Origin of the sequence: uncultured Duncaniella sp., from assembly GCF_910577345.1 — a bacterium.
In the GTDB taxonomy this organism is placed as follows: Bacteria; Bacteroidota; Bacteroidia; order Bacteroidales; family Muribaculaceae; genus Duncaniella.
In genome coordinates this window covers 47,256-63,831 of sequence record NZ_CAJTMT010000018.1, presented here as the reverse complement: position 1 = coordinate 63,831, position 16,576 = coordinate 47,256, and the positions used below count along the sequence as shown (strand labels likewise).

Sequence of the window (16,576 nt, the reverse complement as noted above, 5' to 3'; positions counted from 1 at the left end):
CCCCTCTACCGACCGGAGCTGAAATGCGAAAGCATTTCAGCTCCGGTCTTTTTTTCTATCAGGCCAAATCTTTTGTATCCACCCCTGCCCTTGCATGAACGCATAGCAGCGCGGAAGCCGGATGACATATCAAAAACATCTGTGGATGTCTGAATAATCTGAAAAATCATTACCTTTGTGATTCGGTAGGAGGCCGGGCACTGTTGGCTCCGTGTCGAATTCTACCTGATTCCAGACTAATGACCTATCATCGCATTCTCCCCCTTGTCATCGCATTCCTGACTCTACCCATGTCCGTCAGTGCTGAATCAGTCGGATTGCGGCAGCTTTCCGATTCTGTTCCGACCGTTACCCGTACAGTGACCACTACAGTCACCCGCACGGTGTCGAACAATACCGACGGTTCCATACAGGATACCGAGACCGTAACAACTCCAACAACTGAAACATTCAACGACGGCTCAGAGCCGGTCATTCGGCCTGTTTTTGCCGCCTATACTGCTGAATTTGGATCCGGCCATCTGACCGACACCTATCTTTCCCCGATAAAATACACCGGCTGGCACGCCGCTCTTGACTATCAACGCTATCAGGCCATGCGTTTCGCGCCTGACGACTGGACTATGCGTCTCCATTTCAACCTTGGGGTTGATAAGACCGACAATCCTGCGCGGAATGCCACGATGTGGGACATAATGCTGTCGGCCGACTGGGGTATGATGCGCAGATTCCGCCCATTCATTCCGGAACTGACTCTTGCCATCGGAGGTTCCACTGGGATAGATGTCGGTTGCCTTTACAACGCACGCAACAGCAACAATCCTGCTTCTGCGAAAGCCGCGTGGACGGTCAATCTGACCGGTTTCGCGTCATGGCGCACAAAGTTGTGGAGTTTGCCTGTCACACTGACCTATCAGCCGACCCTCCCTGTCGCCGGCGTCTTCTTTTCTCCCGACTATGGAGAGTTGTACTATGAAATCTATCTTGGCGACCATAAAGGGCTTGCCCACGGAGCATGGTGGGGCAACTATTTCAAACTAGACAATCAACTGACAGCCGATCTGCACTTCGGTGCGACCAATCTTCGTCTTGGGTACCACGGTTCCATTTTCTCGTCGAAGGTTAACCATGTCGTGACACACATCTTCTCCCACGCTTTTTCTATCGGTGTCAGCGGGGAGTGGCTTTCGGTCAATCCGCGTAAGCCCGTCTCTCCGAATGCCCGCATGATTCATGCGCTCTATTAATCCATCTCCAATCATTCCCCTCCCACTTTTATCAGCGACCGCTATGTCACTCCGCAATAATTCATCTCTCGTGCGCATTCTCGCGCTCATATTTGCCATTCTGCCCCTGACATCCTGTCATGAGGTCAGAGAGTATGCCGATGATCCAAAGGGCAATTTTGAAGCCCTGTGGACCATCATTGACGAACACTACTGTTTCCTTGACCAGAAAGGAATTGATTGGGATGCCGTCCATTCGACATACGCCAAGCGTATCGGTCCGGAAATGACACGCGAGGAATTGTTTCTCGTGTGTGCCGACATGCTTGACGAGCTTCGTGACGGTCATGTCAACCTCTCAGCTCCGTTCAACACCTCCTATTACCGCAAATGGTGGAGCGACTATCCCCAGAACTTCTCGGCGCGTCTCATAGAGGAGTCATATTTCAACTTCAACTATCGCCAGAGCTCCGGAATGCTTTTCGGTATTCTTCAGGACAACATCGGCTACATCTACTATTCCTCCTTCTCGAATCCAATCGGCGAGGGGAACCTCGACAATGTCCTCTATTTCCTCAAAAACACCCAGGGATTGATAATTGACGTGCGCGACAACGGCGGAGGCGATCTGACGAATGTAAAGACCCTTGTGAGCCGTTTCATCTCTGAGCCTACTGTCGTGGGTTACATATCGCATAAGACCGGTCCCGGGCACAATGACTTCTCAGAGCCATACGAAATCACCTACAATCCTGCTGACGTGGGCCGCATCCGCTGGGGCAAGCCTGTCGTTGTCCTCGCCAACCGCTCGACATTCTCCGCAGCCAACAATTTTGTGTCAATCATGAAACTCCTGCCGGGAGTAAAGGTAGTGGGAGCAACTACAGGTGGAGGATCCGGTATGCCATTCTCCTCGGAGCTTCCCTGCGGGTGGTCCGTCCGCTTCTCTGCCTGCTCGATGCTCGATGCAAACCGCGAGAGCACCGAATTCGGAGTCGAGCCAACTGAAGGCTGCGCCGTTGACATGGATCCCGCCTCCGCTCTCACCGGCCACGACACTATCCTCGACTTCGCCCTCACCCTCCTCCAGACCCCGCAGGAGTGATAGCTTCTTAAACTTTTATAATCCGATAGAATCGGATAGGTTTTCTCGCGGTTTTTGAGTATTTTTGCATTGATGATGCGTCATTATAATACTTGACAACCCATCTCCATATCACCAATCCAACCCACCACCTCTTTCCAATCTTATCAACCCGAAAAATGCAACAATTCGTTCATCTCCATGTCCATAGCCAGTATTCGCTTCTTGACGGCCAGGCATCGGTGACAGGGCTTGTCGACAAGGCCCTTGATCTCGGTATGCCGGGATTCGCCCTGACCGACCACGGCAACATGTTTGGCATCAAGGAATATTTCAACTACGTCAACAAACTCAAAGGCAAGTATAAAGGCAAGCTCGCCGACCTGAAGAAGAAAATCGAGGAAGCTCCCGAAGGGGAGGCCGACAAGGTGCGCGAGGAACTTGCCCCCGAAATTGCGAAAATCGAAAAGAAACTCGCCTTCAAACCAATATTCGGCTGCGAGATGTATGTTGCCAAGGGTTCTCTGACCGATCGCTCCGATAAGACCGACAAAGGCCGTCACCTCGTTGTCATCGCTAAGAACCTCAAGGGATATAAGAATCTCATTAAAATCGTGTCGCAGAGCCACACTGAGGGTTTCTACCACCATCCCCGTACCGATAAGGCTGCACTTGCAGCGCATCGCGAAGGACTCATCGTATGCTCCGCCTGTCTTGGTGGTGAGATTCCGCGTCTCATCGCCGAAGGCAATCTTGCCGAGGCAGAGAAGCAGGTTCTGTGGTTCAAGGAGACATTTGGAGAGGACTACTATATCGAACTTCAGCGCCACAAGACCTCTGTGCCCGGCGGAAACCGCGAGACTTTCATAGAGCAGGAGAAGGTCAACCCCGTACTCATCGACCTTGCGCGCAAGCATGGCATAAAGATAATAGCCACCAACGACTCCCACTTCATCAATGCCGAGGATGCGGAGGCCCATGACCGCCTCATCTGTATCTCGACCAACAACTATGTGGCCGACCCCGACCGTATGCGCTACACCAAGCAGGAGTGGTTCAAGTCGCAGGAGGAGATGGCAGCCATTTTCCCCGATCTTCCCGAGGCGCTCGAAAACACACTTGAAATCCTTGACAAGATTGAGATCTATTCCATCGACCATCCCCCCATCATGCCCTTCTTCGAGATTCCGGCAGATTTCGGAACAGAGGAGGAATACCGCAGCCGCATCACCGAGCAGCAGCTTTTCGACGAGTTCACGCAGGACGAGAACGGCAATGTGGTCCTCTCGCCCGAGGCCGCTCAGAAGAAAATCGACAAGCTCGGAGGCTACGACAAGCTCTACCGCATAAAATTCGAGGCTGACTACCTTTCGAAACTCGCCTATGAGGGTGCGGAGCGGCGCTACGGTTCTCCGCTGACTCCGGAGTTGGAGGAGCGCATCCGTTTCGAACTTTACATCATGAAGACGATGGGTTTCCCGGGCTACTTCCTCATTGTGCAGGACTTCATCAACGTGGCCCGTCACAAACTCGGCGTGAGCGTCGGTCCGGGTCGTGGTTCGGCTGCGGGTAGTGTCGTGGCCTACTGCCTCGGTATCACCCAGGTCGACCCTATCAAGTATGACCTACTTTTCGAACGTTTCCTCAACCCCGACCGTATCTCCCTCCCCGATATTGACGTGGACTTCGACGACGATGGTCGTGCCGATGTGCTCCACTATGTAACCGAGAAATACGGCGAGGACAATGTGGCCCACATCATCACCTTCGGTACTATGGCCGCGAAATCGGCCATCAAGGATGTGGCCCGTGTCGAGCAGCTTCCTCTCCCTGAGAGTAACCGCATCGCCAACCTCGTTCCCAAGCGAATGCCCGACGGCCCCGACGGCAAGACTCTCAAGACAAATCTTAAGAACTGCTACCAGTTCGTTCCGGAATTCGCAGCCGAGCTCAACTCCAACAACTATCTCATCCGCGAGACCCTTGAATATGCACGCCGTCTCGAAGGCAATGTGCGCAACACCGGCGTCCACGCCTGCGGTGTCATCATCTGTCGCGACCCGATTTCCGACTGGGTTCCGGTAGCGACTGCCGTCGACAAGAGTGTGGATTCCAAGGAGAACGACAAGATGATCGTGACCCAATACGAAGGTTCGATCATCGAGGACACCGGCCTCATCAAGATGGACTTCCTCGGACTCAAAACCCTCTCGATCATCAAGGAAGCCATATCCAATATCAAGCAGACCTGCGGAATCGATGTCGACATTGACAATATCGACATCAACGATCCGAAGACCTACGAGCTTTACAGCCAGGGAAACACCGTCGGTACCTTCCAGTTCGAGTCCGCCGGTATGCAGAAATACCTCCGCGAGCTCCAGCCCTCGACCTTCGAGGACCTCATAGCCATGAATGCCCTCTATCGTCCGGGCCCTATGGACTATATCCCCGACTTCATTGCCCGCAAGCACGGACGCAGCCCAATCACCTACGATATTCCTATCATGGAGAAATACCTGAAGGATACCTACGGTGTCACTGTCTATCAGGAACAGGTCATGCTCCTGTCGCGCTTGCTTGCCAACTTTACGCGCGGCCAGAGCGACACACTGCGTAAGGCGATGGGAAAGAAACTCATCGACAAGATGAACGAGCTGAAAGGTCTCTTCCTCAAAGGCGGACAGGCCAATGGCCACGACGCCAAGGTCCTCGAAAAGATCTGGGCCGACTGGGAAAAGTTTGCATCCTACGCCTTCAATAAATCTCACGCAACATGCTACTCCTGGGTAGCTTTCCAGACTGCCTGGCTCAAAGCAAACTATCCTTCGGAATACATGGCGGCCGTCCTCACGCGCAACCGTTCGGACATCAATAAGCTCACAGGCTTCATGGACGAGTGCAAGCGCATGAAGATTTCCGTTCTCGGACCCGACATCAACGAAAGTTTCGTTGAGTTCGGTGTCAACTCCCACGGCGACATCCGCTTCGGACTTGCTGCCATCAAGGGTGTGGGTGAGAATGTGGTCAAGGCTATCATCAACGAGCGCAAGACCAACGGTCCCTTCGACTCCATCTATGATTTCGTGGAGCGTGTCCCGTGTTCGGCCATCAACCGCCGCGTGTTCGAGAATCTTGTCTATGCCGGAGCTTTCGACGGTTTCGATGGTGTCAAGCGCGAGGATTTCTTCTATGAGAATCCCCGTGGAGAAGTCTACACCGAGACCCTCGTGCGCTACGGCCAGGCTTTCCAGAACGACAAACACAATGCCGCCATGTCGCTTTTCGGCGACGATGCCGATATGTCCACCGCCGGCCGTCCACCGCTAGTTCCGCAGAAAGATTGGCCCGATGCAGTGAAACTCGAACGTGAGCGTGAGCTTGTCGGGATGTATCTCTCGGCTCATCCCCTCGACCCCTACTACATGGAGTTGACCTACGGCACATGCACCATAAAGGGTTACAACGAGTTTGAGCCAGTCGAAGGTGTCGAGCTGACATTCGGTGGGATGGTCGTTGATTTCACCAGCCGGCCCGCCCGCAACGGCGGACAGTTCGGTATTCTGAAAATCGAGGACTACACCGGAAGTGCCGAATTCATGCTTTTCGAGCAGAACTACATCAATTTCCACAACTACGGTGTCCCCGGCACCCCGATTCTCATCAAGGGACGCTACGAAAAGCGTTTCCCCTCCTCGCCTGTGCGTTTCAACATCCTGAGCATGACTCTCCTCAACGACGTTAAGGGAAAACTTATCCATTCGATAACCATCGACCTCCCGTCCGACAAGATTACCCAACACGTCAAGGAACTCATCGAGGAAGAGATCAAGCGCGAACCCGAGGCCAACGGCGAACTGACATTCCGCATATTCGACCCCTCCATCAACCGCTCCCTCCACCTCCGCTCCAACCGTCGCATCCCCATCTCCCGCAAACTCGTCGACACCCTCGCCGAAGAAGACATCAATTTCAGCATCAATGACTGATATGTTATAAATCGATATAACCGGTTAAAGAATCAATGATTATACGACTTCTGATTACCATTGTATACATGACGGTCGTCCTATCAGCCCTTGCCTTCGATTTTGCAATCGAAGCAAGGGTTTCTAATCCTGCGCTTGAAGGCATGGAGGTGAAGCTGCGCAATGATTTCCATGGTTATATGGACTCAGGGAAAATCATTGATGGAAAGGTGGTGCTGAAAGGGAATACTTCCTATAACTCATACGCCACTATTCATTCGAAAGCTCCCGATAATCGTAACCTCAGTGTTGGGGTTGTCGTGAGGCCCGGTCTGACAGTCATCAATCTGGAGAATGACAGTGTGGTATCCGGAAGCCCGCTTAATGATAGTCTGCGCGCCTATAGAAATCAAGTTACAGGTATTCTTTATGAAGAAGTAATGCCTTTGCTGAAGGGGATTATCAAAGATAATGCCGACAATGGTATAGGAGAGGTAATGTTAGGCTTATACATGAATTATTGTTCTCCCGATGAATGGGATGAAGTCCATGCACTTATTAGTGAAGAGATGCGCACCAATCCGTCAATTTTCATGGCAAACTCTGTGTTTGGGCGTATGCGCGACACATGGATTGGAAAAAACTTTATCGACATTGAAGGAAAAGATCTTGATGGCAGAGATGTCCGCTTGTCTGATTATGTCGGTAAAGGTCGTTATGTTCTCATTGATTTTTGGGCGAGTTGGTGTGTCCCATGCATACATGAGGCCAAAGAACAGCTTATACCTCTCCATGAGAAGTATGCCGGAGACCCACGTTTCATGATACTTGGTCTATCTATTGAGAAAAGTGTTGAAAGAATTGCCGATGCGGTGTCACATAACTCATTGCCATGGCAACAGATGGTCGCTACCGGGAAGAATCCGATGGGTGTTTATGCGTTCTCATCCATTCCACAACTCATGCTAATCGCTCCTGACGGCACAATCATTTCGCGCAACATACCTACTCACCGTCTCCTTGATACTATTACGCGTCTTTTGGAAGAATAGCGGGAAATCGGTTGTTTTCTTGAAGTAGGCCGTTTTTCAGGCTGTAAAGTAATTTTAACCCAATTTTTGTTGCGGGATGGGTGTGGGATGAAGAATTCTGACTATCTTTGCGGGGCGGATTCGCACCCCTTGGGGTTCTGCCGCTTGAAAATGGATTGAAACAGTCTTAAATTTTGATTGAATCACTCTCAAAATTCTAAATTAATATATCTTTAAAATACTAACTATCATGACTTTCACTGATCAGAACGTTCACGACATCATCGCCTCAGGCAAACCCGTAGTAATCGACTTTTGGGCAACATGGTGCGGCCCCTGCCAGCGCATGACACCCATTGTTGAGGAACTCGCTGAAGAATATAAGGACACCGTTGTAATCGGCAAGTATAACATCGAGGAGGAAAACGACCTCACCACTCAGTATCGCATCATGTCAATCCCCACCATCCTCTTCTTCAAGAATGGTGAGCAGATCCGCGACCTCCGCCTCGCCGGTGCTCAGCCCAAGGAAAATCTCGAGAAGCAGATCAAAAAGCTCATCGAGCTTTAATTGGCTTATGGAGCCTTGATGGAAAGGCACATAAGGACAAAAAATCAGAAGGGACATAAGGATTTTCAGTCAATTGAATCGCTGAAAATTTCTTATGTCCCTTTTGGTTTTTTGCTCTTTATTTTCAGTAGCTTTGGTTTCTGTGGCAGGGTGATTCTTGACCGAAGAGATAGGAGGGACGGTAGCCTCCGAAGTCAATCACTATTTTCTCGAACACTATGCCCGGATCAAGCGGAGAGAGGGTGAGGAGCAGGGGACAGTCAGTGTTTGCTTCCGCAGAGTTGGCGTTACGGACAGCCGGGGAGACCGGTAGGGTGACAGTCTTTTCCACTACGCGGCGGGCTACGGTGGGATAGAAGATATCGTAGATATTCTCGGGCGCTTCGTTTAGGTCGGAGTTGAAATTGACTGTGATGCTTTCCCCTCCGTCAAAACCGACCTTGTAGCGATGGCCTTCGAGACGGGAGAATGCGAGAGTTGATTTGACAATGACATGTACTTTCACGCTGTCTACGTCGGCAGGAAGCGAGAGGGAATAGGAGAGCGAGGCACCATCAAGGGGTGCGGTGTAGGGCATTACTGCGAGAGCACCAAGAGTCCTGCCGACATCGGGGAGGAGCGTCCAGCGTCCGTTGCCCTTCTCCGGTTCGGTTGTGGAATAGATGTGAGGGGCCTCGATGATGACACAGCCATTGGAGGGAGAGAATTGATAGCCGGAGAGTGGGCGGATGGAGGAGCTGCCGGAGTTTTTGGAGTTTTCAGGCTTTTCGGGGTTTTCAGGCTTTTCGGACGAGTCGGACAGGTCAGACTTGTCCGACAGGTCTGAGATTGAGATGGGTATCCGGCGGATCTCCGGGAGGGTGTCGCGCTCGAATGAGTCATTCCATGAGGTGTAGCCGATGTGTTTTTGGGTCATCATGCCATCCCATTTGCCATTGGACATCACTTTGTTGTAGGTGTGCATGAGTTCGGCATCTCGGGCGAAGCAGCGCTCCGTGCGGTCGGCCCATTCGTTTGCCTCGGGAAGTCCGAGGCTATGAAGCCGGTGGTTCATGGCTTGGGAATAATACATCTCGTAGAGATTGCCCATCAGTTGCAGGGGGAACAATATGAGTTGCATGTAGGCATCTCGTGAATCTTCGGGCAGTGTGAGATACTGGCGGAGGGCTTCGGCTTCGAGACGTGCGTAATCGTCAGTGACGCGCTGCCATTCGCCATCTTCGAGCGAATAGGTGTTACGGTCAAGCATTTCCGGAGTGCCACGGCCATTGTATTTGCATAGTAGATTAAATATCCGCGCTGCTTCTGCTGCCTGACTTTCACCGAACTGCTGCGCGAAGAAGTCGCGGGGGTGGTCGAGGATGTCGGCTGCGCTGTGGCGGTGGGGATTCCATGCCATGTCAAGGAAGAGGGTGATGGGATATTCCATCGGCTTGAGGTCACCGACGTTGAGAATCCACAGGCGGTCCACACCGTAGTCGTAGGTGAGTGTCATCTGCTCCCACATATTCTGTATGGGTGTGCAGTTGAGGAGTTTGCTGTTGCGCGGAGCACCGACATAGTCGACGTGGTAATACATTCCCCAGCCTCCGGGATGCTTCCGCTCCTCATCGTTTGGCAGACGGCGCACGTTGCCCCAGTTGTCGTCACAGAGAAGGAGGGTTACATCGTCGGGCACACGCATCCCTGCATCGTAGTAGTCAAGTACCTCTTTGTAGAGCGCCCACACCTGCGGAGTTTCGGAGGCGGATCGGCCTGTCTCTTTCTTTATTATCTTACGCTGGTTGGCAATGACGGATTCGAGCAATTTCACGTCGGCTTCGGCACTCATGGCCTCGTCGCCATCACCTCGCATACCGATTGTCACCACATCTTCCGAGCCTTTCATGCGCCGTATGCCTTCGGCAAAGAAGCGGTCGAGGACAGTGCGGTTGGTCGAGTAGTTCCACGCACCATAGTCCTTGCGGTGACGTGCCCATTCCTGATGGTTGCGGGCCATAGGTTCGTGGTGTGAGGTGCCGATGATGATACCCATCTCGTCGGCTGTGCGGGCATTGTCCGGGTCGTCGGCATAGAAGGCCCATCCCCACATTGCCGGCCAAAGGAAGTTGCCGCGCAGACGGAGGAGGAGTTCAAATACGCGCGAGTAGAAGCGGTGGTCGCCGTAGCCGGTTCCGTAGGTGTTCTTCACCCAGCTTGTCAGACACGGAGCTTCGTCGTTGAGGAATATGCCACGGTAGCGGACGGCAGGTTCACCGGCTGTGTAGGTGCCGCGGGCGATTGAGAGGTCGGAGCGGTGACGGACCGGAACATCGGCCCAATCATACCACGGTGATACGCCAAGCTGCTCAGAAAGCTCATAGACACCGTAGATGGTTCCGCGGCGGTCGCTTCCGGCTATTACAAGGGCTTCATCCATTCCGGGGAAAGGATTGGAGATGGTGGTCATGACATATTTTTCGGTCTTGCCTTTAAGTTGTGAAGCATCTAATTTGCCTGCTTTGACGAGCTCCAGGATAAGCGGATTGTTGATGGTACCGACAATGATTTTGCTTTTACCATCAGGATTGCCGCTCACCTGAGCCTTGTTGCCGCATACACGGCCAAAGTCATCGGCAAGATTGTTGACGGCTATACCTACACCTTTTGCATCGTCAGAAGCCACGCAGATGCCTGTCGGGATGGAATTGGCGATGAGGGTAAAATTGTCGGGTGAAGGCGTTTCGGAAGTGATTCCCTTATGATCAAGGGCTGAGAGGGAGAATGGAGTGACGAAGAGGAGGGTACCGGCTATGCCATGTCGGAGCAGATGGATTGGACTGTGGGTCATGGTGGGCTGGATTGTGATTGGTAATTAGCTTAACGGCAATGCTTTGATTGCGATATGCAAAGATAATGCTTTGACATGGTTTTCACGGTTGATTATATGGCAAAATATGTTTGCTTATGTCGCAAATGAGTTTGTGGATGTAACATCCCCGAAGGTTGGGGATGTGTCACCCATACAACATACAATAAAAATATTGTAAAAGTGTATAAAATGCCCTCGAAAATCTATGTAAAAGTGTGGTTCTCTAAAAGTGTAGTTCTCTATAGGAAAAGCTTTCTTCTCAGTCGGTCAGGTCTATCTTCACCGGGCAGGCGTGGGGGTTGGAGATGATGAATTGGGCGTGGCCGTTGAAGGCGGGGATGGTGAAGGATGAGGGGGAGGTGCCGGTGGCGGGACGCTCTACGCCACGGAAGGCCGGGTCACCGTTGCCGGCTCCGAGTAAACGCATTCCGCAGGGGTTGACGTTTTCATCTGTCGAATTGTTCTGCTCTCCGAATGAGATGGTGACGGGATTGCAAGCATCGGGGACGAAACGGCCTTTGGAGTCAACGAGAGAGACGTTGATGACCTGCACTCCATCATGGGAGTAGGCATATTCAGGGATGGCCCTGACGGCCTTGCCTGTGGTCTCGATTCGCTCGGTCATCACCCGCTTGCCGTTGCGGTAGCCACGCGCCTCGACGCGTCCCGGTTTGTAGACGGTTTTCCATGAGAGATGTCCGTTGCGGGCCATCGGTTTGCGCCCGAGATTCTTGCCGTTGACAATCAGCTCAACCTCGTCCATGTTGGAATAGACCCAAAGGTCAATTTCCTCTCCTTCGTGACCACGGAGGTTCCAATGGGGGAAGATGTGGAGGACAGGTTCACCGGTCCACCATGATTTCAGATAGAAGGCCTCGTCCTTCGGGAAACCGCAATAGTCGAGCAGACCGAACTCCGAACCTGTGGCCGGATATTCGAGAGGATTCGGTTCGCCACGGTAGTCAAAGCCTGTCCAGTAAAAGAGTCCGGCGAGCCATGGGCGCTCGTCGTAGAACTTCCAACCGCGACTGATGCGGTTGATGCAACTGTCTTTTGAGTCAGGGATGCGGTTTAGGGAGGCCATACGGCCATTTTCACGGTCGTCGAAATAGATGCCGCGCGTTCCGCAGCCCGAAGTCTCCTCCGAACCGTAGGCACAGCGCTGAGGATAGTCGCGACGGTGCTGCTCGACGGGATTCTGGAGGATATAGTTGTAACCGGCAACATCTGCGGGAATAACCGGTGTGGGGCCTCCGCTTGTGGCGACGGTCATCGGGCGTGTCGGGTCGAGACGGTGGGCAATGTCGCGGAGTTCGCGGACGATGCGTTCGCCCTTGTCGTTCCACTCAACGCCCCACTCCTCGTTGCCGACACTCCAGAGGATAACGGAAGGATGGTTGCGGTCACGGTCAATCATTTTGGCGAGCTGACCGACATGGTAATCATTTATGCCAAGCAGACGGTTCTCCTCGACAACGAGTATACCGAGCGAGTCGCAGGCGGCAAGCACCTCTGGAGTCATGGGATTGTGGCTTGCGCGGTAGGCGTTAACTCCGTATTTCTTCAGTTCTTTCAGACGGTAGATATTCACCGCCTCGGGAATCCCGGCCCCGACACCTGCATGGTCCTGGTGCATGTTGACACCCTTCAGCTTGACGGGGCGGCCGTTGAGGATAAATCCACGGTCCGGGTCGAACTCCACGCGGCGGAAACCTGTGACAATTTCCTCGCTGTCGGTGTCACGGTCATCATTGAGAGTAAGGTGAAGTGTATAGAGGGCCGGATTGTCGATGTCCCATTCGGTGAGCGAGGAAGGTGAGAGTGTAAGATTCCATGCGGACTCACTTTCGGCTGCGGGAATGTCGGTCAATGAGATTGTCTTCTCTGCCACTTGTCTGCCGGAGGGGTCGGTAAGGGATGCGGTCAGAGTCCATTTCTCGGGCGCCGTAGGGGTTGAGGAATGGAGTTTATTGCTGACGCGGCCACTGACGTTGACTGTCGGCGTTCCTGCAGAGGCGGGATGGTAGGTGACAGCGACGGAATTGGGAGTGATATGGCGTGCAGGGCGTTTGTCGAGCCACACATGGCGATATATACCGCCCCCTTCGTAGAACCATCCCTCTTCGAGAGTGGCATCGGAGCGGACGGCAAGGACATTGTCACCGTCAAAGTTGACGTAGGGGGTGATGTCGTAGGTCTGTTGGGCATAGCCGCTCGGCTCGCCGCCGAGATAGAAGCCGTTGACCCACACTCGGCTATCGCGGAATATGCCGTCGAATGTCAGCGAGATGCGTTTGAGCGAGTCGGATGCGTTGATGGGCAGGTGTTTCCGATACCATCCGACAGAAGTGGCAGGATATTTGTAGCCCACGGTTTTGTAGCCGTGGCTGTGGCTTGCCTCACGGGCAAAGGGGAGGTCGACCACGAAATCATGAGGCAACTGCACTTCGGCCCACGCTGAATCGTTGAAGTTCACGGCGTAGGGACCGGCATTGTGGATTGATGCGGCTTTGGTTAGATAGTTGAAGTATTCTGTTCCCGTACCAAAATCCTTGGCCGGATCGGTATTACCGAAAGCAAAGCGCCAGTTGTCGTCGATATTTATCCGCTCAGCAGTTGCGGAAAGCGCACAGGTCAGGCAGGCGAGGATGAGATAGCGTTTCATGGTCGGAATGTAGGTATGTATTAGTCCTTTTGTATCAGATAGCCGGAATTTCTTCCGGGCCGGGCAAAATAATAGCCGTGGCTCAGTCGTCGTAGGTGACGGGGAGGACGCGGCTGATACTGTGGTCGAGTGATATGAGGGTTTCTGTGCCGACAACGCCGGGAATCATCTGAATCTTGTCGTTGAGGAGCTCCATGAGATGCTCGTTGTCGCGGGCAAAGAGTTTGATGAGCATTGAGTAGGGTCCGGTGGTGAAATGACATTCCACGACCTCGGGGATTTTTTCAAGTTCAGGGACGACTTCGCGATACATTGCGCCGCGCTCGAGGTTCACGCCGATGTAGGTGCATGTGCGGTAGCCCAACACTTTCGGGTCGACTAGGTAGCCGGAGCCGGTGATGACGTTGAGGTCGATCATGCGCTGGATGCGCTGATGGATTGCTGCACGCGACACACCACATTCCTGTGCCACATCCTTGGAGGCAATGCGGGCGTTGCGCATGATGATTTCGAGGATTTTCCTGTCTAAATTATCAATCTTTTCCATGTTTCCTTGCTCAAAAAAGTCTTTCCGTCAAGCAGGGTGATAAAGGCACTACGTCAAGCCTCCTCAAACTTCCAACCCTTTGCATCTGAAGCGCGCGGAAAGCATATTGTCAAATTTTAGTGGCAAATATACATAATTTTCGGCGATTAACAAACAAATTGTCAATAAATTGCCAATTATCGACAGGAAACTTCTCAGTTTTATTTCATTGACTGCATTTCGACGAGGCGCGTATAGTAGCCGTTGAGGGCGAGAAGCTCCTCGTGGGTTCCGCGTTCGACTATCTCGCCTTCGTGGAGCACGCAGATGAGGTCGGCGTTCTTGATGGTGGATAGGCGGTGGGCTATGACGAGGGTTGTGCGGTCCTGCATGAGGCGTTCGAGTGCCTCCTGAACAGATTTCTCACTCTCGCTGTCGAGGGCCGAGGTGGCTTCGTCAAGGATAAGGATGGGGGGATTCTTGAGGATGGCGCGGGCGATGGAGAGACGCTGACGCTGACCGCCTGACAGACGGCATCCGCGGTCGCCGATGTTAGTCTCGTAGCCCTGCTCGGTTGCGAGGATGAATTCGTGGGCGTTGGCAATCTTGGCAGCTTCGATGACCTGCTCCATTGAGGCGTTTTTCACGCCGAAGGCTATGTTGTTGAAGATAGTGTCGTTGAAGAGGATGGCTTCCTGATTGACATTGCCCATGTAGCTGCGGAGTTCATGGACGCGGAGATTGCGGATGTCGCAGCCGTCGACGGTGATGCTTCCCTTGTCGATGTCGTAGAAGCGGGGGAGGAGGTCGGCGAGGGTAGATTTTCCGCTTCCGCTCTGCCCGACAAGTGCGACGGTGCTTCCGGCAGGGATGTCGAGGTCGATTTCCTTGACCACGGGGAGGGTCGGGTCGTAGCCGAAGGTCACGTCTTTGTAGTGGATATGGCCTTTGAGGTCCTTGATTTCATCCGGTTTGGCGGGATCGGTGATGGGGTTGGTCGCGGCAAGGATAGCATCGACGCGCTCCATTGCGGCAAGACCTTTCTGGATGCTGTAGACGGCTTTAGAGAGGTCCTTGGCAGGATTGATGATGCTGTAGAAAATCACCATGTAGTAGATAAAGGAGGCGGCGTTCATACCGGAGGTGCCGGAGAGGATGAGCGCGCCACCGAAGCTGAGGACGATGGCCACGGTCAGTGTGCCGAGGAATTCGCTCATGGGGTGGGCGAGTGACTGACGGCGCTGGACTGAAGCGGTGATGTTGAAGAAACGCTGATTACCGTTGCGGAAGCGGTCCATCACCTTGTCCTCGGCATTGAATGCCTTGATGATGCGCAGACCGCCGAGGGTTTCCTCGATGTAGCTCATGATGGTGCCCCACTGCTGCTGTCCCTGGAGCGACTTGCGTTTGAGTCGCTTGCCGACACGGCCCATAACCATACCTGCGATGGGGAGGAGGAGAAGGACGAAGATTGTGAGCTGCCAGGAGATGACAATCATCATGCCGAGGCAGACGATAATCATCACGGGGTTTTTGAATAACATGTCGAGCGACGACATGATGGAGTTTTCAATCTCGGCCACGTCGCCTGTCATTCGGGCCATCACGTCGCCCTTGCGTTCGGAGGTGAAATATGATATCGGGAGGGAGATAATCTTGGCGTAGACGAAGTTGCGGATGTCGCGGACGATACCGGCGCGCATCGGGATGACGTAGTAGAGGCTGGCGTAGGTGGTACCGGTCTTCAAGGCTGTCATCACGACAAGGAGGGCTGAGAGGACCACGAGGGTGCCGATGGGGCCCCAGTCGGAGATGCACTCCTGGGTTGCCCAGTAGAAATTGTTGATAGCCACATCCTTGAATGAAGCCGAGCCTAAGGGCATGAAGCTGTAGGATGCTTCCTTGACCTTGAAAAGCATCTCCAGGATGGGGATGATGAGGGCGAAGGAAAATAGGGTCAGGAATGCGGCGAGGAAGTTGAAGAATATGTTGAGGAAGAGATATTTCTTGTAGGGGGGGACGAACCTCAGAAGGAGTTGGAAGAATTCTTTCATCAGCGGTGGGGCTATATTTGCGATTTAGGTGGGGAGGAGGGTGAGCGGGGTAGGGGGACAGTGGCGCGACAAGCGACGGTGGTATGGATGCCACCCCGGTTGCAGCGGTAACAACGAAAGCCTGCGCCGACTTTTTGAAGTTGAATTCAATGTGTCAGAGCAGGCTGTATGAGATATGACCGACCCGGATCGGCAGACTGATTATTCAGCGGGAGTCTCAGTTGCAGGGGCCTGTGCGGGAGCTTCAGCGGGAGCCTCGGCTGCGGGTGCGGTGGGAGCGGCAACGGGTGCAGCTTCGGGAGCGGCGGTGTTGAAGTCGCCGGGGACAACCTGCTCAGCGGGAGCGGCAGTCACGCGCGAAGCGTTAGCGTTGATTGCGCGGGGCATAGCGAATGTTGCAAGAATCGAGAGGAGGCAGATTGCTCCTGCGAGTGACCATGTGAGTTTCTCAATGAAACTGTTGGTGCGACGAACACCCATGATCTGGTTTGAACCTGCAAATGATGATGAAAGGCCACCGCCTTTGGACTTCTGAACGAGCACAACGCAGATAAGGAGTATCGAGCAGATGAGCGTCAGGATGATCAATACGATATACAT

Annotated in this window: 10 protein-coding genes; 5 read left to right on the top strand and 5 right to left on the bottom strand. The window is 53.2% G+C overall.

Translation table 11 applies throughout. The features are described 5' to 3' along the window. The first annotated feature begins 239 nt into the window (after nucleotides 1-239). The 5 genes from QZ310_RS09125 to trxA all read left to right on the top strand — a co-directional run bounded on the left by QZ310_RS09125 (nucleotide 240) and on the right by trxA (nucleotide 7,880). Nucleotides 240-1,247 carry a DUF3316 domain-containing protein gene (locus tag QZ310_RS09125; protein ID WP_297072195.1) on the top strand — a complete coding sequence of 336 codons (1,008 nt, stop codon included), beginning with the start codon at nucleotides 240-242 and terminating at the stop codon, nucleotides 1,245-1,247. 43 nt (nucleotides 1,248-1,290) lie between these two features. Beyond that, on the top strand, nucleotides 1,291-2,331 hold the full coding sequence (locus tag QZ310_RS09120) for a S41 family peptidase (protein ID WP_297072194.1): 1,041 nt from the start codon (nucleotides 1,291-1,293) through the stop codon (nucleotides 2,329-2,331). Nucleotides 2,332-2,489: 158 nt separating this feature from the next. Continuing rightward, nucleotides 2,490-6,299 (top strand): DNA polymerase III subunit alpha, encoded by a 3,810-nt coding sequence (gene dnaE / locus QZ310_RS09115; protein WP_297072193.1) that lies wholly within the window; start codon nucleotides 2,490-2,492, stop codon nucleotides 6,297-6,299. A 35-nt stretch (nucleotides 6,300-6,334) separates the two neighbouring features. Continuing rightward, entirely contained in the window at nucleotides 6,335-7,330 is a 996-nt protein-coding gene (locus tag QZ310_RS09110) for a TlpA disulfide reductase family protein (protein ID WP_297072192.1), read from the top strand. A gap of 229 nt (nucleotides 7,331-7,559) precedes the next feature. After that, nucleotides 7,560-7,880, top strand: a complete 321-nt coding sequence (gene trxA / locus QZ310_RS09105) for a thioredoxin (protein ID WP_297072191.1) — start codon at nucleotides 7,560-7,562, stop codon at nucleotides 7,878-7,880. Between the two features lie 124 nt (nucleotides 7,881-8,004). Here trxA and QZ310_RS09100 read toward each other — a convergent pair whose 3' ends face one another. The 5 genes from QZ310_RS09100 to secG form a co-directional block, all read right to left on the bottom strand. Next, on the bottom strand, nucleotides 8,005-10,710 hold the full coding sequence (locus tag QZ310_RS09100) for a glycosyl hydrolase 115 family protein (protein ID WP_297072190.1): 2,706 nt from the start codon (nucleotides 10,708-10,710) through the stop codon (nucleotides 8,005-8,007). 280 nt (nucleotides 10,711-10,990) lie between these two features. Then, a complete protein-coding gene (locus tag QZ310_RS09095; protein ID WP_297072189.1) occupies nucleotides 10,991-13,396 on the bottom strand; it encodes a glycoside hydrolase family 2 TIM barrel-domain containing protein in 2,406 nt (801 codons plus the stop codon). 82 nt (nucleotides 13,397-13,478) lie between these two features. Beyond that, nucleotides 13,479-13,943: an Lrp/AsnC ligand binding domain-containing protein gene (locus QZ310_RS09090; RefSeq protein ID WP_297072188.1), complete on the bottom strand. Its 465-nt coding sequence runs from the start codon at nucleotides 13,941-13,943 to the stop codon at nucleotides 13,479-13,481. A gap of 200 nt (nucleotides 13,944-14,143) precedes the next feature. Next, nucleotides 14,144-15,976, bottom strand: a complete 1,833-nt coding sequence (locus QZ310_RS09085; RefSeq protein ID WP_297072187.1) for an ABC transporter ATP-binding protein — start codon at nucleotides 15,974-15,976, stop codon at nucleotides 14,144-14,146. Between the two features lie 201 nt (nucleotides 15,977-16,177). Next, the gene (gene secG / locus QZ310_RS09080; RefSeq protein ID WP_297072186.1) at nucleotides 16,178-16,576 is read right to left on the bottom strand and encodes a preprotein translocase subunit SecG; all 399 of its coding nucleotides are present in this window, start codon (nucleotides 16,574-16,576) and stop codon (nucleotides 16,178-16,180) included.